Origin of the sequence: Candidatus Dormiibacter sp., from assembly GCF_050999135.1 — a bacterium.
GTDB lineage: Bacteria > Chloroflexota > Dormibacteria > Dormibacterales > Dormibacteraceae > Dormiibacter > Dormiibacter spiritus.
Genome location: NZ_JBPCPN010000002.1, coordinates 101,321 through 121,486 on the forward strand (window position 1 = coordinate 101,321; position 20,166 = coordinate 121,486).

20 protein-coding genes are annotated in these 20,166 nt (G+C 66.6%); 19 read left to right on the forward strand and 1 reads right to left on the reverse strand.

Features of this window, described 5'->3' with window-relative positions; translation table 11 throughout:
* The first annotated feature begins 13 nt into the window (after positions 1–13).
* The 11 genes from ACR2MZ_RS00620 to ACR2MZ_RS00670 all read left to right on the forward strand — a co-directional run bounded on the left by ACR2MZ_RS00620 (position 14) and on the right by ACR2MZ_RS00670 (position 12,402).
* Complete coding sequence (locus ACR2MZ_RS00620; protein ID WP_434003204.1) at positions 14–853, forward strand: SDR family NAD(P)-dependent oxidoreductase; 840 nt, start codon at positions 14–16, stop codon at positions 851–853.
* Between the two features lies 1 nt (position 854).
* On the forward strand, positions 855–1,655 hold the full coding sequence (locus ACR2MZ_RS00625; RefSeq protein ID WP_434003137.1) for an enoyl-CoA hydratase/isomerase family protein: 801 nt from the start codon (positions 855–857) through the stop codon (positions 1,653–1,655).
* Positions 1,656–1,743: 88 nt separating this feature from the next.
* Complete coding sequence (locus tag ACR2MZ_RS00630; protein ID WP_434003138.1) at positions 1,744–4,197, forward strand: penicillin acylase family protein; 2,454 nt, start codon at positions 1,744–1,746, stop codon at positions 4,195–4,197.
* The gene (locus tag ACR2MZ_RS00635; protein ID WP_434003139.1) at positions 4,194–4,568 is read left to right on the forward strand and encodes a hypothetical protein; all 375 of its coding nucleotides are present in this window, start codon (positions 4,194–4,196) and stop codon (positions 4,566–4,568) included. Before ACR2MZ_RS00630 ends, ACR2MZ_RS00635 begins: the two co-directional genes overlap by 4 nt.
* On the forward strand, positions 4,565–4,894 hold the full coding sequence (locus tag ACR2MZ_RS00640; RefSeq protein WP_434003140.1) for a hypothetical protein: 330 nt from the start codon (positions 4,565–4,567) through the stop codon (positions 4,892–4,894). The genes ACR2MZ_RS00635 and ACR2MZ_RS00640 overlap by 4 nt, the downstream gene beginning before the upstream one ends.
* 91 nt (positions 4,895–4,985) lie before the next feature.
* On the forward strand, positions 4,986–5,927 hold the full coding sequence (locus tag ACR2MZ_RS00645) for an ABC transporter ATP-binding protein (RefSeq protein ID WP_434003141.1): 942 nt from the start codon (positions 4,986–4,988) through the stop codon (positions 5,925–5,927).
* A 3-nt stretch (positions 5,928–5,930) separates the two neighbouring features.
* Complete coding sequence (locus ACR2MZ_RS00650; RefSeq protein WP_434003142.1) at positions 5,931–6,959, forward strand: ABC transporter permease; 1,029 nt, start codon at positions 5,931–5,933, stop codon at positions 6,957–6,959.
* A 70-nt stretch (positions 6,960–7,029) separates the two neighbouring features.
* Positions 7,030–8,565 (forward strand): Gldg family protein, encoded by a 1,536-nt coding sequence (locus ACR2MZ_RS00655; RefSeq protein ID WP_434003143.1) that lies wholly within the window; start codon positions 7,030–7,032, stop codon positions 8,563–8,565.
* Positions 8,566–8,892: 327 nt separating this feature from the next.
* Positions 8,893–9,420 (forward strand): DUF4340 domain-containing protein, encoded by a 528-nt coding sequence (locus ACR2MZ_RS00660; RefSeq protein WP_434003144.1) that lies wholly within the window; start codon positions 8,893–8,895, stop codon positions 9,418–9,420.
* Positions 9,421–9,470: 50 nt separating this feature from the next.
* Positions 9,471–11,501: a sodium-translocating pyrophosphatase gene (locus tag ACR2MZ_RS00665; protein WP_434003145.1), complete on the forward strand. Its 2,031-nt coding sequence runs from the start codon at positions 9,471–9,473 to the stop codon at positions 11,499–11,501.
* An 82-nt stretch (positions 11,502–11,583) separates the two neighbouring features.
* Positions 11,584–12,402: a slipin family protein gene (locus ACR2MZ_RS00670; protein WP_434003146.1), complete on the forward strand. Its 819-nt coding sequence runs from the start codon at positions 11,584–11,586 to the stop codon at positions 12,400–12,402.
* A gap of 68 nt (positions 12,403–12,470) precedes the next feature.
* Here the strand turns inward: ACR2MZ_RS00670 and ACR2MZ_RS00675 are convergent, their stop codons facing one another.
* Positions 12,471–13,310 (reverse strand): LLM class F420-dependent oxidoreductase, encoded by an 840-nt coding sequence (locus ACR2MZ_RS00675; RefSeq protein WP_434003147.1) that lies wholly within the window; start codon positions 13,308–13,310, stop codon positions 12,471–12,473.
* Positions 13,311–13,482: 172 nt separating this feature from the next.
* Between ACR2MZ_RS00675 and ACR2MZ_RS00680 the strand changes: the two genes are divergently transcribed.
* The 8 genes from ACR2MZ_RS00680 (at position 13,483) to ACR2MZ_RS00715 (ending at position 19,964) form a co-directional block, all read left to right on the forward strand.
* The gene (locus ACR2MZ_RS00680; protein ID WP_434003149.1) at positions 13,483–13,818 is read left to right on the forward strand and encodes a hypothetical protein; all 336 of its coding nucleotides are present in this window, start codon (positions 13,483–13,485) and stop codon (positions 13,816–13,818) included.
* A gap of 66 nt (positions 13,819–13,884) precedes the next feature.
* The gene (locus ACR2MZ_RS00685; protein WP_434003150.1) at positions 13,885–14,280 is read left to right on the forward strand and encodes a VOC family protein; all 396 of its coding nucleotides are present in this window, start codon (positions 13,885–13,887) and stop codon (positions 14,278–14,280) included.
* Positions 14,277–15,311 carry an isocitrate/isopropylmalate dehydrogenase family protein gene (locus ACR2MZ_RS00690; RefSeq protein WP_434003151.1) on the forward strand — a complete coding sequence of 345 codons (1,035 nt, stop codon included), beginning with the start codon at positions 14,277–14,279 and terminating at the stop codon, positions 15,309–15,311. Before ACR2MZ_RS00685 ends, ACR2MZ_RS00690 begins: the two co-directional genes overlap by 4 nt.
* A gap of 25 nt (positions 15,312–15,336) precedes the next feature.
* On the forward strand, positions 15,337–16,623 hold the full coding sequence (locus ACR2MZ_RS00695) for a 3-isopropylmalate dehydratase large subunit (RefSeq protein WP_434003152.1): 1,287 nt from the start codon (positions 15,337–15,339) through the stop codon (positions 16,621–16,623).
* Entirely contained in the window at positions 16,620–17,153 is a 534-nt protein-coding gene (locus tag ACR2MZ_RS00700) for a 3-isopropylmalate dehydratase small subunit (protein WP_434003153.1), read from the forward strand. Before ACR2MZ_RS00695 ends, ACR2MZ_RS00700 begins: the two co-directional genes overlap by 4 nt.
* Before the next feature lie 2 nt (positions 17,154–17,155).
* The gene (locus tag ACR2MZ_RS00705; protein ID WP_434003154.1) at positions 17,156–18,556 is read left to right on the forward strand and encodes a LeuA family protein; all 1,401 of its coding nucleotides are present in this window, start codon (positions 17,156–17,158) and stop codon (positions 18,554–18,556) included.
* Positions 18,557–19,561: a thiamine pyrophosphate-dependent dehydrogenase E1 component subunit alpha gene (locus ACR2MZ_RS00710; protein WP_434003155.1), complete on the forward strand. Its 1,005-nt coding sequence runs from the start codon at positions 18,557–18,559 to the stop codon at positions 19,559–19,561. It begins immediately after the preceding gene.
* Between the two features lie 271 nt (positions 19,562–19,832).
* On the forward strand, positions 19,833–19,964 hold the full coding sequence (locus ACR2MZ_RS00715) for a hypothetical protein (protein ID WP_338180189.1): 132 nt from the start codon (positions 19,833–19,835) through the stop codon (positions 19,962–19,964).
* The last annotated feature ends 202 nt before the right edge of the window (positions 19,965–20,166 follow it).

The following is a 20,166-nucleotide window of genomic DNA, read 5'->3' on the forward strand; positions in this document are numbered from 1 at the left end:
GACGGCGGTGGCGATGTTTGATCTCAGCGGTCGGGTCGCTGTAGTTACTGGCGCTTCTCGCGGTTTGGGCCGGGAGGACGCCCTCACCCTTGCCCGGCAGGGAGCCGACGTGGTCATCACCGACATCCTGCTGGAGGACGATCCGCAGCTGGCAATCACCGCCGAAGGCGCCAACAGCGTGCTGGCCCAGGTTGCTGCCAGCCAGGGCTGGGTGCATTCCCACGCCACCGCCGAGGAGATCCGCTCTCTCGGCCGGCGCTCGACGGCTGTCAAGATGGACGTGACCAACCGCGAACAGGTGCGGGAGGTGTTCGCTCAGGTGAGAGTGCAGTTCGGCGGCATCGACATTCTGATCAACAACGCCGCCACGCTTGACCACACAGCGCAGATTCCGCAGCAGGACTACGCGCTCTGGGACCGCGACATCGCCGTCAACTTGACAGGGGCTTTCAACTGCACCAAGGAGGTTTGGCCACACCTGGTCGAACGCGGTTGGGGCCGGATCATCTACATGTCCAGCGTGGCCGGCACCATGGGCGGCTTCGGACAGGCCAGTTACGCCGCCACCAAAGCTGGGCTGATCGGGCTGGCCCGCACGGCGGCGCTGGAGGGCGGCAGGCATGGCATCACCGCCAACGCAGTGGTGCCAGGCATCATCCTCAGCGAGGCGGGCAGCGCGGCGGCTGCCGTGAACCCGCTCTACGAGCGCTTCCGGAACCGCACAGTGATGAAGCGCTTCGGCGAGCCGTCGGAGGTCGCCGCCGCAATCGCGTTTCTCTGCAGCGAAGAGGCGGGTTACATAACCGGGGCGGCGCTGGAGATCGCCGGCGGCATCCCGCTCTTCACCGCCTGAGGTGGCTGACTTGGTCGACGTCCGAAGGTCAGGCTCTGTTGCCCGGGTGGTCATGCACCGCGGCGGCAACAACGCGATAGCCCCCGACCTGATGCAGGAGCTGGCCGCCGCCTTCACAGAGCTGGGCGCCGATGTCGAGGTCCGCGCGGTGGTGCTGGAGAGCGCCTACGAGCGCTACTTCAGCGTCGGCGCGGACCTGAGCGAAATGGGCAGCTTGGACCGGGAGGCGCCGGACGCGGAAGAGCAGGTGGTGCGCCTGCTCGCTCGCTCCGCTGCCGGCTTTGCCGCCATCGCGGCCTGCCCGAAGCCTGTCATCGCTCGCGTCAACGGCCATGCGCTGGGCGGCGGCTGCGAGCTGGCGCTGTGCTGCGACTACCGGATCATGGTCCAGGACGGCCGCACCCGGATCGGTCAGACGGAGGCGGCCCTGGGCATCATGCCCGGGGCCGGGGGCACCCAGAGGCTGCCGCGCCTGATCGGCAGAGCACGGGCTCTGCCCCTGCTCTTCGAAGCGAGGAGGCTCTCAGCCGTCGAGGCGGAGGCGGTCGGTCTGGTCAACCAGGCGGTGTCGCCGCAGCGGCTGGACCAGACGGTGCTGGAGCTGGCTGAGCGGCTGGCGCGGGCGCCGACGCTCGCCCTGGGGCTCATCAAACAGTCACTGAACGGGGGCCAAGACCTGCCCCTGGCAGCCGCACTGGAGCTGGAAGCTCGGCATTTCGCCCGCGCTGCGCTGAGTCAGGACGCCCTCGTCGGCATTGTCTCGTTCTTCCAGAAGCAGGAGCCAGAGTTTACAGGCCGCTGACTTTCAGCGTTGAGCGGAGAGTTCGCCATCACCTCGCCTCAGCGAAGTGCGTCCAGCGCAGGGTCCGCGCGATGCTAGCCTTCGGCAGGTGGTCCGCAGGTCGGGTGCGCTGGCAAACGCGATCCTGGCCACCGTCGTCTGCGGCGGGCTCCTCTACGCCGGCACCAACGGTGCGGGACCGCTGACAGGTGTCGGCCCTCTCCTGGACCCCGCCACCGGTTTCTGGACAGCGGGGCCGGATGCCGCTCTGCCGCACGATCAGAGCCTGCAGCTGACCGGCCTGCACGCCCAGGCCTCGGTCACCTTCGACGCGTTGGGCGTGCCGCACATCCGGGCTCGGGACGATCACGACCTCTTCCTCGCCCTGGGTTACGTGCACGCCCGTTACCGCCTCTTCGAGATGGACTTGATCCGGCGCCAGGGCGAGGGCCGCCTGGCCCAGGTGCTGGGCAGCAAACTGCTTCCGGTGGACGAGTTCGAGCTGGACCTGGGTCTGAGCCGCACTGCGCAGCAGGATCTGAAGCGGCTGGCGCCCGACGAGCGCGCGGTGTTGCAGGCATACGCAGACGGCGTCAACGCCCGCATCCACGAGGCCGAGACTGAGCGCAACCTGCCCGCCTTCTTCAAGCTCCTCGGCTACGAGCCTGCCAACTGGCAGCTCCTGGACACGGCTGTGATCAAGGGCATCCAGGCCCAGGACCTGGCCTACCAGACCAATCCGCTGACGAACACGCGCCTGGTGAAAGCGCTTGGCGCCGATCGGGCGAGCCGGTGGTTCCCGGTTCTCCCGGCGTCCAACCGCGACACCCCCTACGACCCCGGGCCCTACCAGACGGCCGCTGCCGCACCTCTGCCAGCGGCAGTCGTTGGCGATGGGGCGGATGCCGCAGCGGCCTCGCTGCTCAGCCGAACCGCCGGCCTGCCGAAGTTTGCTGCGGAGACTGGCGCCAGCAACAACTGGGCTGTCGACGGGACCCTCACCGCCTCCGGCAAGCCGCTCATGGCCAACGATCCTCACCTGGCGCTGAACCTGCCCTCAGTCTGGTTCCAGGTTGACCTGGAGTCGCCCTCCTATCACGTCCGCGGGGTCACCTTCCCCGGCGCCCCCGTCGTGCCCATCGGTCGCAACGAACAGATCAGCTGGGGGGCCACGGACACCCAGAACCAGGCAACACTCTACTACGCCGAAAAGACCGACCCAGCGCATCCCGACCAGTACTTCTGGCAGGGCGCCTGGCACCGGATGGAGAGGATCTCCTACGACATCCCGGTCAAGGGTGGCTCGGCTGAGCACCATGAGCTGAAGCTGACGGTGCACGGGCCGATCCTGACCCAGCAGGGCCAGACGCTCGCGGTGGAGTGGATGGGCAACGTCCCCTCCAGCGGCCTGGGCTCGATTCTCAGGATGATGCGGGCGGGAGACTGGCCGGGCTTCAAGGCGGCGCTGAAAGACTGGACCTCGCCGACGCAGAACTGGGTCTACGCCGACGCCGCCGGCCACATAGGCATCTACGCTCCCGGGCTCTACCCGATCGTGAAGGCCGCCAGGCCGGATCTTCCCCTACCCGGCACGGGCGAGGCCGACGTGGTCGGCACAGTGCCGCTGGAGCAGGTACCGCAGGTCTACGACCCACCCGGCCACATGGTGGTCTCCGCCAACCAGCGGCCGGTCGGCGGGGACTACCCCTATTACATAGGCACCTCCCAGGACGATTTTGACCCCGGGTACCGAGCGGCGGAGATCCGCACCGCGCTGCAGTCGTTGAAGGGTCCCCTGACGGTCTTGGACGTGCAGCGCATTCAGCTCGACGATCGCGATCAACTGGCCGTCCGGGTGCTGCCTCGGCTGCTGGGGGCGGTGGGCGAAGCTGACCTGGATCCGCTCCACAGGCAGGCGCTGGCGGAGATCCGGGGCTGGGACGGTGTCATGCGCGCCAGCTCCCCAGCCGCCAGCATCTGGGATGCGTTCTGGCGGGAGTACCTGAGCCAGACCTTCCAGCCCTGGTGGGATCACTACCGGGTGGGCGTACCGATCACTGAGGTGGCCGGGCCGCTCGGAGGCGCGCTTGAAGGCTGGACCCTGAGCGGGGCGCCCACAGACGCTTTCTCACCGCCGGGCTCGGTTTCGGCTACGCCCGATCTGGTGATGGCCACTGCTTTCGGCAAGGCTGTCAGCTCGCTGGCTCGGCGGTTTGGTTCCCGGCCCGAAACCTGGGCCTGGAGCCGGGTTCACCAGCGGTTGATCGCCTCTCTCGTCGACACGAGCCTGAGCTACGGTCCCCGCGGGGCAGGCGGCGACGAACGCACGCCTGACGCAGCCGCGGGCACCGTGTCGACGCATGGACCGAGCTGGCGCATGGTGGTGGACTGGGGCAGCGGCCGCTCCTACGGCGTCTACCCGGCGGGGCAGGCCGAGAACCCTGTCTCGGCCTGGTACGAGAACCTGGTCGACGATTGGTGGGCGGGCAGATATCACGAGATGACCACTGCGGCCGAGGCGGAGAGCCGCTCGGGGTCCGCCACCTGGACGCTGCAGCCGTGATCCGCCGGCAGCCGGCACGGCTGGTGGCGGCTGCTGGGGTGCTGATGGTCGTCGTGATCTGGGCGGGCCTCCAGATAGGTATCTGGTGGCTGGCCCTACCCGCAAGCTTCCTGCTCACCTTCCTACTGGCGGGGGGCCGCTCAGTGCACACGGCCTGGCTTGCCGCCGCTGCCGGCTGGGCGCTGCCCTTGGTTCTATTGACCGTCCGCGGTCAGGCGGCCCGCAGCTCAGCTGTGCTCTCGGGCATCCTCGGCTTCCCCAGCCTGCCTGTCCTGGCAGCTCTGCTGACTGTTGTATTCGGTGCTTTGCTCGGTCTGGGCGGTGGCTGGCTGGGGTCCGCCATCAGCCGAGTTCTGTGGCCGGCCAGGTGAGGCGGCGGCAAGAAGACCTGCACGGCTATGACGTGCTCACTGCAATCGACTTTGCGCTGGAGCGGGTCCGCGAAGCGTACGAGAACGGCTACGACGAGATCGAGCTCGTCCACGGCTCCGCCTCGGTCCAGGCGCGGGTCGAGGATGGCCGGGGCCGAATCAAGTGGGAGCTGCGGGCTCTCTTCGAGCAGGGCGGCTTCGACGCCTGGTCGCGCCGGGATCGGTCCTGGCCGCGGGCGGGCTCGCTGCTTTTGGCACTGAAGCGCAATCCTCGTCCGCGCGGCGAATCGTGGTCGCCGGCGCCGAGACGAGCGCACGGGCGCTGAGGCGGTAGCCCGGCCCTACGCGCCGGCGGGAGGCGGGCCAGCGAGAGTGCCTGGACAGCCCGGCCGCCAAACTTTGCCAAAATGCTGTGCCTTGATTTCCGTCCAGGGGCTTACCAAGTACTACGACGAGCGCCCGGCGATCGTCGACGTCACCTTTTCCGTTCCCCGCGGCCAGATCCTCGGCTTCCTGGGCCCCAACGGGGCAGGCAAGTCGACGACCATGCGCATCCTGACCGGCTATCTGGGGGCGACCGCGGGCGCTGCCACTGTCGCCGGCTTCGACGTGTTCTCCCAGTCCCGCGAGGCGCGCCGCCGGATCGGCTATCTGCCCGAGCTCAATCCGCTCTACCCGGAGATGCGGGTCGACCAGCACCTATCGCTGGCCTGCCGGCTGCGTGGAGTGGCGCCGAGCCGGCGCCGGGCCCGAGTCGACACGGTCATTGACGCCTGCGGCCTGGGCGGCCGGCGCCGAGATGTGATAGGGCGCCTCTCGAAGGGGCTTCGACAGCGGGTGGGCCTGGCCCAGGCGCTTGTCCATGAACCTGACGTGCTGATCCTTGACGAGCCGACGGCGGGCCTTGATCCCCGCCAGACGCGGGAGACTCGTGACTTGATCCGGTCGCTCGGCCGGCGCCACACGATAGTCCTCTCCAGCCACGTCCTGAGCGAGGTGCAGGCGAGCTGCGAGCGGGTGGTGATCTTGGACCAGGGCCGCATAGTTGCCGACGACACGCCGGCTGGGCTCTCGCGCCGGTTGGGGGAGGGTCGCCGCCAGCAGGTGGAGGCCAGGGTGCAGGGTGAGCGGGAGGCGATCGAGGCCTGCCTGGCCGATCTCCCGACGGTGAACGAGGTGAAGCTGCAGGCAACGCAAGAGGAATGGTTGGTGCTGGTCCACGGCAGTGGCGCCGACCTGGAGGATCAGGTGGCCCGGGCCCTGGTGGGGGCCGGCCTCAAGCTGCGCTCGCTGAAGAGCGCCTCGATGAGCCTGGAGGAAGTGTTCCTGAAGGTGACCAGGGGCGGCCGCCGCCGCTAACTGATGCCGCGCCGCAAGACCGTCCGCCGACACGTTCGCCGGCAGCCCGGCAGCCCTCCCAGCAGCGATGCCTTGCCGCTCAAGCCGAGCGCTGCCGCGACGTCGGCCGTGCTGATCGAGGAGCCGGCGACGGAGCCGCAGGCTTTTGACCCTGAGGTCGCTCGAGCGGAAACGGGAGCCACTAGCGAACCGTTCGCGGAGGGGCTCGACCGCGACCACCTCGCGCCGCGTGACCGCCTCTACGCCGCCCTCTGGGCCAGCGGCCTGCCCAACGTCCTGACGCTGGCCCGGCGCGAGATGACAGGGCTCTTCGTGTCTCCCATCTTCTACGTGGTGGCCGCCCTGCTGGCTCTACTCGTCACAGTCTTCGGCTACCTGCCCAACCTCGCCAACGAGCAGCCCTTCACGATGGGCCAGATCTTTGCCCTGGTCGAGACGCTGATGGTCTTCATCAGCCCCCTCTTGACCATGCGTCTGTTGGCCGAGGAACGGCGGGCGGGCACGCTGGAGATGCTCCTAACCTCGCCCCTGCGGGATTGGGAGGTGGTGGTTGGCAAATGGCTGGGTGGTTTCGGCGCCTTCTGCGCGGCTTCCGCCTTCACCCTCGTCTACGTAGCGCTCATGTCCATCTACCAGCAGCTCAAGACGGAGCTGCCGCTGTTCGGTCACACGTTCCAGATCCCGGCCCTCGACTACGGTTCCATCTGGGCCGGCTATGCCGGCCTGCTCTTCATCGGCGCCACCTGGACGGCGATCGGGGTGCTTGCCTCGAGTGTGACCTCGAACCAGATCATCGCGGCGATGGTGGCCATGTTTGCGCTGCTCACCCTGCACATAGGCCTCTCCTTCTCAGTCCAACTCCCCGTTCCGGCCGGGCTGCGGGACGTGCTGGACTACGCCAGCGCCGCCAGCCACTACGCCAGCTTCAACGCCGGCCTCATCACGCTGCGTGACAGCGTCTACTTCCTGAGCGTGATAGCCGCTGCGCTCTTCCTGGCGACGCGGGTGCTGGAGTCGCGGAAATGGCGCTGAGCCAGGGCTTGGGCGCAGCCCTGACCCAGTGTCGAGCGGCCCACTGATGCCGCGCGGTTGGAGCGGCCGATTGGCACTGGCTGCAGCCGGCGCTGGGGTGCTGCTGCTCTGCGCCGGAGCCGGTCTGGCGCTGAACGCCGGCGCGGTGGACCGAACTGCCGGGCTGACGCTGGTCTTCGGGGCGGCCGCGCTGGCGGTGGGTGGGGTGCTCGATCCAGGCGCCTTTCGGGCTCTTGCCCAAACGCGGCGAGGGAGGTTCGCCACCCTTGCTGTCCTCGTCAGCGCGCTCACGATCGGGATCCTCGGCCTGCTCAACCTTGTTGCGGCGCGGAGCGTGCAGGCGATCGACCTGACGCGCGCCGGCTACTACACGCTGGCGCCGCAGTCGGTGCTCGCGGCCAAGCGGCTGGATTCCGACCTCACCATCACAGGCTTTTTCCGGCCCGACCAGCAGGCGAGCAAGCGAACGGCGACGGGCCTGATCCAGCTCTATCAGCAGCAGACGCCACACATCCAGCTTCGTTTCGCCGATCCTGACCAGGATCCCGCGCTGGCCCAACAGCTGGGCGTGGACATCGCCGGGGATCTGGTGCTGCGCTACAAGGCCAAGCCACCCGTGATCCTGACGCTTGCCTCGCAGTCGGAGGCCGATGTGACAGGGGCGCTGCTGCGTCTTCAGTCGAACCGCTCTCCGCTCGTCTGCTGGGCTCAGGGGGACGGAGAACGCGACCTGCTCGACAGGCAGAGCCAGACCGGTTACGCCCAAGCGCAGGATGTGCTGAAGCAGCGTGGCTACCGGCTCCAGACACTGCTCCTCTCGCAGCAAACTGCTGTGCCGGCCGACTGCGAGGTGGTGGCAATAGTCGGCCCCACCAGCGGGTTGACGGCGCCGGCCCAGGCAGCGCTGAACCAGTATCTGGGCCAGGGCGGCAAGCTGCTCCTCGCCTATGCGCCCTGGCAGGGCGAAGCGGTCACGGCCTCCCTCAACTCACCACTCAAGGACTTGGGTGTCGGCTTCTCGGGGGGTCTGGTGGTGGAGGGCGACTCCAGCCGCCAGGCCGCTAACGACCGGACGGTGGCGGCCGTCTTTAATTACGGCGACTCACCCATCAGCAAGGGTCTGGCCGGACATACGGTGCTCTTCCCCCACTCGAGCAGCGTCAGCGGCCAGGCGGCGGCGGGCGTCGACTCGGTGGACGTCGTGCAGAGCTCGAGCAGCTCGTATCTGGTCGCTCAGCCGCGAGCTTCGGCGGACCTGGATCGCAAGGACTCGGACCAGGCGGGCCCGCTCACGCTCATGAAGACGCTGGAGGTGAAGAGGACTGCCGACCGCAAGACTCGGGTGGTCCTGGTGGGAACGCCCGACATCGCGGAGAACCTGGCGCTCACCACCCAGGGCACCTTCAATCGCGACCTCTTCCTGGCCGGCTTCGACTGGTTGAGCGAGCAGGAGGAGGTGATAGCCGTCGCGTCCAAACCTTCGCAAGCCCAGGCGCTGCCGATCACCCAGCAGGACCTCTATGTGAACGCGTTTGTGACACTGCTTCTGGTGCCTGCTCTGCTGGCGGGTCTCGGCGTGGCGGTCTACGTGCGTCGCCGCCGCTAGTGGACTGTAACGGTCGGATGTGGAGCAGGCCTCAGGCTCGAAGACCGCCGTTCCAGGCGGGCGGTGCCAACCGGGGTCCCCGCGAAGTCGGAAGACTTCGTGGGGTGGGAGGATCGGGTGGCGCAACGAGGATCCCATCGCTGATGGGTGACGAGGCGCGCCGGGCCCCCTTGCTTAGGGGGCCCCGCTTGCGGGGAATGGAGCACCGGCATCAGCGCCCGGAGGGCGCCCGCCCGTCTGTCGGGGTCCCCACGAAGCCTGCTTCGTGGGGTGGCTCTGGGGCGGCGGATGCTCCATATTCGGCTGTTACGGTCCACTAGCCCGAGGATGGTCAGCTGGAAGGGCGGCGTGGCGCTGCTCGTGCTGCTTTTCGGCATCGCCGCCTATCTCTTCCTGAACCGGCCCCAACCGTCGCCGGCCCAGGCGGCCTTCGTGCCCTGCGACCTGCTCAACACCGTCTACGTCAAGGTCGAGGGCCGCAGCGGGGCGGTGACCATGGAGCGGACTGACGTTCGCGCCGAGTGGCAGTTGCTGAGCCCCGGGCCCGAACCAGGGGACCACGGTCGGATCACGACGCTGATCAGCGCGCTCAACTCCATCCGGGTTCTGAACACACTGCAGAACGGGGGGAGCACCACCGCGGAGGGCCTGGCGCAGCCGCGCGAGGTCGTCTCCTGTCGCACCGCGGCAGGCGCGTCCTATACGCTATCCGTCGGTAACCGGAGCTTCGATGGCTCCGGTTACTACGCCCAGCGGGGCGGGGACCAGAGGATTTATGTGATTTCGAGCGTTGAGGTCGACGAGTTCGACCGGGTGCTGGCACAACCTCCGGTCAAGTCAACTCCCAGTCCGTAATCAAGGCCGCCTGGCCAAGGCGGCAGAGTCAAGAAGAGAGAGGGAAGTCAATGGATTCGAGCGTGGTCCTGGCGATCGGCGGCGGGTTCGTAGCCGTGTTGTTCGCCGCTCTCCTAACGCTGAACGTGCTGCGCCAAGCACCGGGCAACGCCCGCATGGTCGAGATCGCCTCGGCAATCCAGGAAGGCGCAGCCGCGTATCTGAACCGCCAATATGCAGTGATCTTCATCATCGGAATCGTCGTGGCGGTGGTGATCGGCTTCGGCTTGAACTGGGTCACCGCCATCCTCTACATCGTCGGCGCTGCCCTCTCCGCGGGAGCCGGCTACGTGGGTATGAACGTCTCCGTCCGCGCGAACCTGCGCACCGCGGAAGCGGCTCGGGGCGGTCTGAACAAGGCCCTGGCAGTCGCGTTTCGCGGCGGCGCCGTGACAGGCTTCATGGTGGTCGGCCTGGGGCTGCTCGGGGTGGCCATCTCCTACTACTTCACGAAGAGCCCGGAATCGATGGTCGGCCTGAGCTTCGGCGCCTCGCTCGTCTCCGTCTTTGCCCGCCTCGGCGGTGGCATCTACACCAAGGCGGCCGATGTCGGCGCCGACCTGGTCGGCAAAGTGGAGGCGGGCATTCCCGAGGACGACCCGCGCAACCCGGCGGTGATCGCCGACAACGTGGGCGACAACGTCGGCGACTGCGCCGGCATGGCAGCTGACCTGTTCGAGACGTACGCCGTTACCATGGTCGCGGCCATGCTGCTGGGCACGCTGCTCTTCGGCGGTCAGGTGGCCTGGGTGGTTTACCCGCTCCTCCTGGGCGCCGTGTCGATCATCGGCTCCGTGGCCGGCACGCTGGCGGTGCGGGTCTACTTCCCGGGCTGGATCATGGGCGGGCTCTACGTCGGCCTGATAGTGGCGGCGGTCATCGCGCTCATCGGCTTCTACATAGTCACCCAGTACTTTGTGGGCAACGGCCTGCTAAAGGCCGGCCATGGGGTGAACGACCCCAACAATCTCTTCTTCTGCGGCGTGGTCGGCATCGTGATCACGATCCTGATAGTGGCCATCACCGAGTTCTTCACCGAGACCCGTTACTGGCCTGTGCACCTCATCGCCAACCAGTCCGAGACAGGGCATGCGACCAACATCATTGCCGGGAGCGCCATCGGCATGCTGGCCACCGCGCTGCCGGTCATCTGCATAGCCGCCGGCATTCTCTTCAGCTACAACCTCGGCGGCCTCTACGGCATAGCGATCGCCGCTGTGTCACTGCTGTCGATGACGGGCATAGTGGTGGCGATCGACGCCTACGGGCCGATCACCGATAACGCCGGCGGCATCGCCGAGATGGCGGACCTGCCGCAGGCAGTCCGCGACATCACCGACCCGCTGGACGCGGTGGGCAACACCACCAAGGCGGTCACCAAGGGCTATGCCATCGGCTCGGCCGGCCTGGCGGCTCTGGTTCTCTTCGCCTCCTACACGCAGGAGCTGGACAAGGTGAACAAGCACCAGACGTTCGACCTCTCCGACCCGGCTGTCATCGTCGGTCTCTTCCTGGGCGGCATCCTGCCCTTCCTGTTCGCCTCGCTGGCGATCCTGGCGGTCGGCCGGGCCGGCGGCCTGGTGGTGCAGGAGGTACGGCGCCAGTTCCGAGAGATCCCAGGCATCATGGAGGGCACCGCGAAGCCGGAGTACGGCCCCGCGGTCCGGATCGTGACGGCGGCCGCGCAGAAGGAGATGATCCTGCCCGGTCTGATCCCTGTGCTGGCCCCCATTGTGGTCGGGCTCGTGCTGGGCCCCAAGGCGCTTGGCGGCCTGTTGCTGGGCGCCATCGTGACAGGTCTCTTCTTGGCGCTCTTCATGACCAGCGGGGGCGCCGCCTGGGACAACGCGAAGAAGTACATCGAAGAGGGCAACCTGGGTGGCAAGGGCTCGGAGGCGCACAAGGCCTCGGTCACCGGCGACACCGTCGGCGACCCCTACAAAGACACCGCTGGACCCGCCATCAACCCGATGATCAAGGTGATCAACATCATCGCCATCCTGATCGCGGGCCTGGTCGCCAACCACTCGATCTTCCACTAACCCTTCGGTCGCTGGAGGGTCTGGTCCAAGATAAGCTTGCCAAGGTGACTAGAACGCCGCGTGGGTCCGGGGAGGCTGGTAGATGACCGCGTTGATTGTCCTGATAGTGATAGTGGCGGTGGCGGTTCTGCTGGTGGCGTCATCCAGCATCCGGATCGCCAGGGAGTACGAGCGAGGCGTCGTCTTCCGGCTTGGCCGCTTGATCGACCTCAGGGGCCCCGGGCTCTTCCTCATCTTCCCCTTCGGTTTCGACCGGCTGACCAAGGTGGATTTGCGCGTGATCACGCTCGAGGTGCCGCCCCAGGAGGTGATCACCTCCGACAACGTCACAGTCAAGGTCAACGCTGTGATCTTCTTCCAGGTCCTCGACGCGCGGGCCGCCATCACTCGCGTCTTCGACTTCCGCCAGGCCACCTCGCAGATCGCGCAGACCACTCTGCGGGCTGTGCTTGGGCAGTCCAGCCTGGATGAGCTGCTCAGCAGCAGGGACGTCATCAACCAGAAGCTGCAGACCATCATCGACGGTCAGACCGAGCCCTGGGGCGTCAAGGTCGGCGCCGTCGAGGTCAAGGACGCCGAGCTGGCGCCGACCATGGTTCGCGCGTTGGGCAGGCAGGCCGAGGCGGAACGGGAGAAGCGAGCCAAGATCATAGCCACCGAGGGGGAGTTCCAGGCAGCGCAGACGTTGGCCAACGCCGCGCAGGTCATCTCGACCCAGCCAGCGGCCCTGGCGCTGCGGTACATGCAGACGCTGCTCGACATGGGTTCCAACCAGAACTCCACCATCGTCTTTCCGATCCCGATCGAGCTGATCCGCCCGCTCCTGGCGGCCCCGGTGCCCATGGAAGCGAAAACCTCGGCTGAAAGCGAGACAGTGCCTGCCGCTCCGATCAACGCCTGAGCGCATTGCCACGGTTACGTCGATAGCCAACCTATTTAGCCGCTGACTGCCTGGTGCCGGAGGTCGGCTCAGCCAATGCCGAGCGCGCCGGCCAAGGCCTGGTAGGTCGGCAGCGGGTCACCGCCGCCAGCGGCGAGGGCCTGAATCGCAACGTGGTCGGCACCGGCATCGAAGTGCGCTGCGATCCCTCCCGCGATGGTCTCTGCGTCACCGTGCACCACGAGCGCGTCGATCAACCTGTCGCTGCCGCCAGCTGCGAAGTCCGCATCGGTGTAGCCCAGCCGGCGCAGGTTGTTGACGTAATTGCTCAGACCGAGATAGGGGTTCTGCACCGCCGGGCGCCCGATGCCTCGGGCGAGCGCCGGATCCGTCTCCAGGACCACCTTGTGCTCGGGCGCGAGAAGTGGGCCCTCGCCCAGGATCGCGCGTGCTCGCTTCGTGTGCTCAGGCGTGGTGAGATAGGGATGGGCCCCGGCGGAACGCTCGCCTGAGAGCTTCAGCACCCTCGGGCCGAGCGCTGCGAGGACACGCTCCTGCACAGGCACGCCGGCCTGGTCGAGCTGATCGAGATAGGCGAGCATCTTGTCATATGGCCGCTGGTAAGCCTCGGTGGACTCGGGGTGCCCGATGCCCACACCCAGTAGGAACCTGCCTGGGTGCTTGGAGGTGACCCTGTGGTAGGAGGCAGCGACAGTGCCGGCGTCCACAGTCCACATGTTCACGATGCCTGTGGCAACCGCGATGGTGCTGGTCGCGGCGAGCAGGTCCTCGACAATCGCGAGATCACCTGGCGGCGAGCTGCCCAACCAGATGGCGCCGTAGCCGAGCTGCTCAACTGCCGCGGCCAGCTCGACTTTGACCTGCCGCCAACTCCGCCAAATGCCCACTCTGCCCAGATTCACAGTCATGCCATCCAAACCATTGGGCCTCGGACGATCATTCCGCGTAGCGCCGGCCACCTCCTGGGCAGGTCTGGCACGGATGCCGGGGCCTTGCTCCACCAGCGCCGCAGCAAGCTGCCGAAATGACCGCGGGCTGCCTCGGGTTAGCGAGCGTCAGGGCGCCCCTAGACTCGCTGGCATGGACGAGTATCAGCGGGAGATTCGGGAGATCGAAGAGCAGATCGACGCCATGACGGCGGCCGAGGAGGATCCGAAGGAGATCGCTGAACTTCAGATGCAGCTCAACGTGCTGCGCGCCATCTACTCCCAGGCCAGCTCCCTGCTCGAAGCGGGCGAGGCCGACCCAGCGCTCGTGGAGGGCCTCGCCCTGCGCGGCTACGGCCCCTGGAACATCGACAACGTCTACGCCTTCGTCTACGAGGCCGCCATCGACCTCCCCGCCGAAGGCCACCGCTCCTTCGTGGGCGAGATCCGCGACGCGGATTTCGGCGGCCTGCTCGTCGAACCGGCCTGAGGCTCAAATCAGTGCGCTGGCGGCTTGTCAGCGTTCCCGAATCGGTAGACCGTCAGACTAAGTGCCATGAGTGTGAAGGGACTGGATCACGTAGGTGTTGTTGTCGCTGATATGACTGAGGCCCGGCGCTTTCTCAGCGAGGCGCTCGGTCTGCAGCTGGATCGCGAGGTGGACGCCTCAGCGATCGGGCGCAGGGGCGTGTTCTACAAGTGCGGCGCTGTCGAGATCGAGCTGATCGAGGAGCTGGACCCAGCGGCCCGAGACAGGGTTTTAGGAGGCGCCCAGGCCAAGATCGATCACCTCGCACTGACAGTCGACAGCCTGGCCGACACGATGGCCGTCCTCCAGGCGCGAGGTGTCAGCTTCAGCCGCGGGCCGGTTGAGATCGGCGGCCGCCAGAACGCCTGGACCGGGGAAGGCACCTCCGGCGGCGTGACCTACCAGCTCGTACAGAAGCCTTGAGCGGCAAGACGCGCAAGATAGCCGTGATGCCGGGCGACCTTGCCGGCCAGGAGGTGACTCCTGAGGCTGTCAAGGTACTCCTGGCAGCGGGGCTGCCGTACGAGTTCCAAGAGTTCGAAGTCGGCGCCGGTCCCCTTCTCCGCGGCGAGCCCGCGATGTCGGAACAGACATTCCGGGAGGCTGCCAGTGCCGACGCCATCCTCTTCGGGGCCATCGGCGACCCGCGCGTTCCCGACGTCGGCTATCCGGCTCAGGTGCTGCTGCGCATTCGCTTCGAGCTGGACCTCTACGTCAACCTGCGCCCGGCCCGCCTCTTCCACGATCGGTTGAGCCCCATCCGGGATGAGTCGAAGCGGGCGGTTGATCTGATGGTCGTGCGCGAGAACACCGAGGGGCTCTATGTGGGCGCCGGCGGCCGGATCCGGCGCGGGAGCCAGGACGAGGTGGCGATCCAGGAGGACGTCAACACCTACCGCGGGGTTACGCGCATCCTGGAGCATGCCTTCACCCTCGGCCGGCAGAAGGTCTGCATGGTGGACAAGTCGAACGCTATGAACCACGCCGGCGGACTCTGGCAGGACTGCTGGGCATCGCTGCAGGCCCGGCATCCGGACGTGGAGACGCGCCACCTGTACGTGGACGCCGCGGCGATGGAGCTGGTCAGGGATCCCAGCCAGTTCCAGGTCATCGTCACGAACAACCTCTTCGGTGACATCCTGAGCGACCTCACAGCCGCCCTGATCGGCGGCATGGGCGTGGCGCCGAGCGCGAACATCAACCCGGAGACCGGCAGCGGGCTGTTCGAACCCATCCACGGCAGCGCTCCCACCATCGCTGGCAAGGGCCTGGTCAATCCGGTGGGGGCCATCATGACCGCGTCTATGATGGTTGCTCACCTGGGTGAGGTTGAACAGGCGCAGAGGATCGCAGACGCGGTGGAGGCCGCGGTGATAGCGGGTGACTGCACGCGCGATCTCGGCGGGTCTCTCAGCACCAGCGAAGCCGGCGACGCCATCGTGAAGCGGCTCTAGAAAAGAGCCGGGAGGTGCTTAGCTGATGCCGATGACCATGACCGAGAAGATCCTGGCCCGAGCCAGCGCTCGGGAGGAGGTGAGGCCGGGCGATCTCGTTCTGGCCAAGGTCGACTTCGCCATGGGTCACGACCTCACCATCCCGCATGCCGGCCGCATCATGCGCGAGCAGATGGGCGCCACCCGGATCTGGGATCAGGAACGGGTGGCGGTGGTTCAGGACCACTTTCAGCCTGCCAAGGACATCGCCAGCGCGGGGCTGGGCCGGCTCACCCGGGAGTTCGCCCGCGAGATGGGCGTCAAGTGGTACTTCGAGGTTGGCCAGGGCGGCATCTGCCACACAGTCCTGCCCGAGCGCGGCCTGGTCCTGCCCGGCGAGCTTGTCGTCGGCGCCGACTCCCACTCCTGCACCTACGGCGCCTTGAACAACTTCGCTGCCGGCGTCGGCAGCACGGATCTGGCCTGCGTGCTCTCCCTGGGTGAGCTCTGGTTCCGTGTGCCGGAGACGCTCCGCTTCGTCTACCACAACCAGCTTTCCGAGTGGGTCGAGGCCAAGGATCTCATCCTCCACGTCATCGGCCAGATCACGGTCGACGGGGCGCGCTCCAAGGCGATGGAGCACTCAGGTGAGGCGATCTCTCAAATCGACATGGAGGGCCGGCTGACGATGACCAACATGGCCATCGAGGCCGGTGCCAAGAACGGCATCATCGGTTACGACGAGGTGACCGAGGCGTATCTGCGCGGCCGGGCCAAGCGGTCCTTTGCGCCGGTTGCGGCCGACCCCGACGCGGTCTACGAGCGGACCTTCGAGTTCGATGCGGAACAGGTTCCGATCACGCTGGCTAAGCCGATGTCCCCCGACCACGCCGCCTCGATCGATGAGGTCGCCGGCACCAAGCTGGACCAGGTCTTCATAGGTTCCTGCACCAATTCCCGCATCGGTGACCTGCGCCGGGCGGCCGCGGTGCTTCGCGGTCGCAAGGTGGCGCCCTGGACGCGGCTCATCGTCACTCCCTCCTCGCACCAGGTCGCGCAGGCGGCCGAGCGCGAGGGGCTGATCGGCGTCTTTCTTGAGGCGGGCGCGGCCTGGACGGCGTCCACCTGCGGCGCCTGTCTGGGCGGCCACCAAGGTGTGCTCGGCGCAGGTGAGGTCTGCCTCTCCACCAGCAACCGCAACTTCCCCGGCCGGATGGGCGACCCGAAGGCGCTCGTCTACCTTTCCAATCCGGTGGTGGCCGCAGCCAGCGCGGTCACGGGAGAGATCACCCACCCCAAAGAGGTGGTTGGCAAGGAGCTGGTCCTGGCATGACGAGCGTGCAGCCGGTGATGCGAGGCAGGTCATGGAAGTTCGGCGACAACGTGGACACCGATCAGATCATCCCTGCCAAGTACGCCATCTATTCGCTGGACGAAAAGAAGCTGGGGGAGCACGCGATGGAGGGTGTGCCCGGCAATGAGGATGGCTGGGCCCAGCAGGTCAGCCCGGGTGACATCGTAGTCGCCGGTTCCAACTTCGGCTGCGGCTCCTCCCGCGAGATAGCGCCCGTTGCGATCCGCGGCGCCGGCATCTCCTGCGTGATCGCCGACTCCTTTGCGCGCATCTTCTTCCGCAACGCGATCAACATGGGCTATCCGATCCTGCAGTCGCCTCAGGCTGCGGAGGCGATTCATCCGGGCGATGAGCTCGAGGTCGACCTGGAAGCGGGAATCATTCGCAATTTCACCCAGGGCGACGAGTACCAGGCCGATCGCTTTCCTCCCTTCATGACCGAGCTTCTCTTTCACGGCGGCCTGGTTCCCTGGGTCCGGAAGCGGCTGCAAGAGCGCACCCTCGCCTGACCATGCACATCGGGGAGTTGAAACCTGTCCAATTGCAGGAGTCCCTCGCAGAACTGGTCAGGCCGCCCTCACTCTTCGAGCATGACCTCCAGTTCGCCGACGCCTCTCACATCCGCATCTACGACGACACGCTGCGGGATGGCGAGCAGATGCCAGGCGTCGCCTTTTCGCCGGCTGTCAAGTATGAACTGGCCTGCGCACTGTCGGATATCGGCGTGCACATCATGGATGTGGGCTTTCCGGCAGTGTCCCCAAGTGAGCGCGAGACACTGAGCAGGATCTTGCAAGGGCGCCGCGCGGGAGAGCTGCGGTCAGACCTCGAGGTGCTCTGCATGATGCGCAGCAACCGCAGCGACATCGATGCCACCATGAATGTGATCGACCACCTCGGCTTCCGGCGCGACGACGTCAGCTACTTCATCTTCACCTCAGCTTCTGATCTGCACCTCAAGTACAAACTTGGGCGCACGCTGCTGAGCCGTGAGGGCATCCCGGCCAGTGAATGGCTGGAGCTTCCCCTCTCTTTCTATCGGGACGCGAACCTGCGTCTTTTGACCGACGCCATCACCTATGCGCGAGAACGAGGAGCAGAGCTGGTCGAGTTCGGTGGAGAGGACGGCTCGCGGGCCGACCCTGAGTACATAAAGCGCCTCCACCATGTGGGTTTCCAAGCCGGAGGCGCCCGCGCGGCGACGCCGGACACTGTGGGTTGCTACTCGCCCTACGCGGTCCGCACCTATATATCCCAGTTGAAGGCGGCGGAGCCCAACCATCCTCTCGTGGTGCATTTTCACAACGACCTGGGTCTGGGCGCCTGGAACACAGTGGTCGCTCTGGGCAGCGGTGCCGACATCTTCACCACCAGCGTGAACGGCATCGGCGAGCGGGCGGGCAACGCGCCCATGCACCAGGTGGTGCTGCAGCTCCGCTACCTCTTCGACCTGGAGCTGCCGGGCTTCAAGTACCACAAGCTCCGCGAACTGGCGCTGACCATGGAGCGGTTGAGCGGAATTCCCGTGCAGCCCACCGAGCCGGGCATCGGCCAGAACGTCTTCAGCCACGAGTCAGGCATCCACACCGCCGGCATGCTCATCCATCCCGCCATCTACCAATTCATGCCGCCGGAGGAACTGGGCGCGGAGATCGACTATGTGTACGGCAAGCATTCAGGCAATCTCGTCATCGAGCATGCCCTCCGCCAGGCGCAGATCCAGCCCGAACCCGAGCTCGTGACCGCTGTCATGGCGGAGGTGAAACGCATTCGCGAGGAGCGGGCGGAAGAGCAGCAGTTCGAGCGCTTCCAGCGGATGTATCACGATCATCTGGCTCGAATGGGAGTCAGCCAGGCCGAGGTGGCCGACATCGCTCGCGGTCTTCTCGCCGCTAGTGGCGCGGGACACTAGATGAGCGAAGCGCAGGCCGGCGTCCCCCCGGCCCTGCCGCCGCCTGCGCCCGAGGAGTATCTGCGCATCCATCGTTGGATGTGCCTGACTAAGGCGCTGGACGACCGAATGCACATGCTGGTGAAGCAGGGTCGCGCTCCTTTCGTCGGCTCCTGCCGCGGTCACGAGGGGATCCAAGTGGCTGCCGCGGCGGCGCTATCGGAACGGGATTGGCTCGTACCCCATTACCGCGGTCTGGGCAGCGCCGTGACGCGCGGCCTGACAGCTCGGGAATGGATGCTGGCGGTCTTCGCCAAAGCCGCTGATCCGCTCTCGGCAGGACGTAATATCCCCGGCGGTTGCTTCGCGCACGCCCGCCTCAACATCGCGCCCGTCTCCCAGGTAGTAGCGACCTGGATCCCCAAAGCTGTAGGTCTCGCGTACGCGACGAAGCTGCGGGGTAAGGACGCCGTGACTCTCTGCACTTTCGGGGACGGTGCAACGTCCCAGGGCGATTTCCACGAGGGCCTTAACTTCGCTGGCGTGCACCGAGTTCCAGCGGTGTTCGTCTGCGAGAACAACGCCTACGCCATCTCAGTGCCGCTGTCGCTCCAGGCCGGCAATTCGCAACTCTGGCGCCGCGCGGCCGGTTACGGCCTGGCCGGTTTACAGGTTGACGGCGGAGACGTGCCGGCCTGTTTTGAGGCGGCCCGCCAAGCGATCGCACTAGCACGAAGTGGAGGCGGGGCAACCCTCATCGAGGCGCTCGTGAAGCGCATCAACCCGCATACTTCGGAGGACAATCAGGCGAAGTACCGGCCAGCCGACGAAGTCGGCGAGGCTGGTCAGGCCGATCCTCTGCTCCGGTTCGAGAGCTGGCTGGAGGACCGGCGCTGGCTCACGTCGGCTCACGCCGAGCATGTTCACCAAGAGGCTGCGCTAGAGGCCGCGCAGGCGGCCGACTGGGCCGAGGCCCAGCCCGATCCCGATCCCGCCCAAGTCTTGAGCCACGTTTTTCTCGGCTAACGAGCAGCCAGCCCTCGGTCGATGGAGGAATTTGTCTGCTTGGCTTTGTCAGTGGGGCGATCGGCGGATCGCCTGAATTAGGAAAATACAGCGCGAACTCCTTCGGAACTCCCCAGGTAAAGGATCGGAACCCCCAACGAAGCTGGTGGTCTGACGATTGCTCGCAGCCATCGATTTGGCCGGGCCCGTGTGGAAACCCCCTGATTATCGCGCATAATTTGATTAGCGGCGCAATCCCGTGCCGCAGTACAGCAGAGGAAAGGAGAAATTCATGACGACGAACATCACGGACGGCGATTGGGTCAACGGACGCACCGATTGGGTCAACGCCGGCCAGGATTGGGTCAACGGACGCACCGATTGGGTCAACGGTCACGGCGATTGGGTGAACGGTGTCTTCTAGAATCGTCTGAGTGCGGCTTCACCTCCGGCCCAGCGGCTGGGGTGAAGCCGCCGCCCCGATTCCTACGGCACAATGAACAACGTGGTGTCTCGGTGCCGTGCTAGCAGCGGAAGCGCCTAGCGGGGACGCGCCTTCGGAGCGCGTCCTACAAGAGGCCCAGAGTGGTCTCTCGAAAGCGTTGCGCACTTGTGCGACGGAGGCG

Coding starts and splice junctions, on each gene's coding strand:
- ACR2MZ_RS00620 (WP_434003204.1), top strand. CDS start 14: ATGTTTGATCTCAGCGGTCGGGTCGCTGTAGTTACTGGCGCTTCTCGC.
- ACR2MZ_RS00650 (WP_434003142.1), top strand. CDS start 5,931: ATGCCGCGCCGCAAGACCGTCCGCCGACACGTTCGCCGGCAGCCCGGC.
- ACR2MZ_RS00660 (WP_434003144.1), top strand. CDS start 8,893: ATGGTCAGCTGGAAGGGCGGCGTGGCGCTGCTCGTGCTGCTTTTCGGC.
- ACR2MZ_RS00665 (WP_434003145.1), top strand. CDS start 9,471: ATGGATTCGAGCGTGGTCCTGGCGATCGGCGGCGGGTTCGTAGCCGTG.
- ACR2MZ_RS00670 (WP_434003146.1), top strand. CDS start 11,584: ATGACCGCGTTGATTGTCCTGATAGTGATAGTGGCGGTGGCGGTTCTG.
- ACR2MZ_RS00675 (WP_434003147.1), bottom strand. CDS start 13,310: ATGACTGTGAATCTGGGCAGAGTGGGCATTTGGCGGAGTTGGCGGCAG.
- ACR2MZ_RS00680 (WP_434003149.1), top strand. CDS start 13,483: ATGGACGAGTATCAGCGGGAGATTCGGGAGATCGAAGAGCAGATCGAC.
- ACR2MZ_RS00685 (WP_434003150.1), top strand. CDS start 13,885: ATGAGTGTGAAGGGACTGGATCACGTAGGTGTTGTTGTCGCTGATATG.
- ACR2MZ_RS00695 (WP_434003152.1), top strand. CDS start 15,337: ATGCCGATGACCATGACCGAGAAGATCCTGGCCCGAGCCAGCGCTCGG.
- ACR2MZ_RS00700 (WP_434003153.1), top strand. CDS start 16,620: ATGACGAGCGTGCAGCCGGTGATGCGAGGCAGGTCATGGAAGTTCGGC.
- ACR2MZ_RS00705 (WP_434003154.1), top strand. CDS start 17,156: ATGCACATCGGGGAGTTGAAACCTGTCCAATTGCAGGAGTCCCTCGCA.
- ACR2MZ_RS00710 (WP_434003155.1), top strand. CDS start 18,557: ATGAGCGAAGCGCAGGCCGGCGTCCCCCCGGCCCTGCCGCCGCCTGCG.
- ACR2MZ_RS00715 (WP_338180189.1), top strand. CDS start 19,833: ATGACGACGAACATCACGGACGGCGATTGGGTCAACGGACGCACCGAT.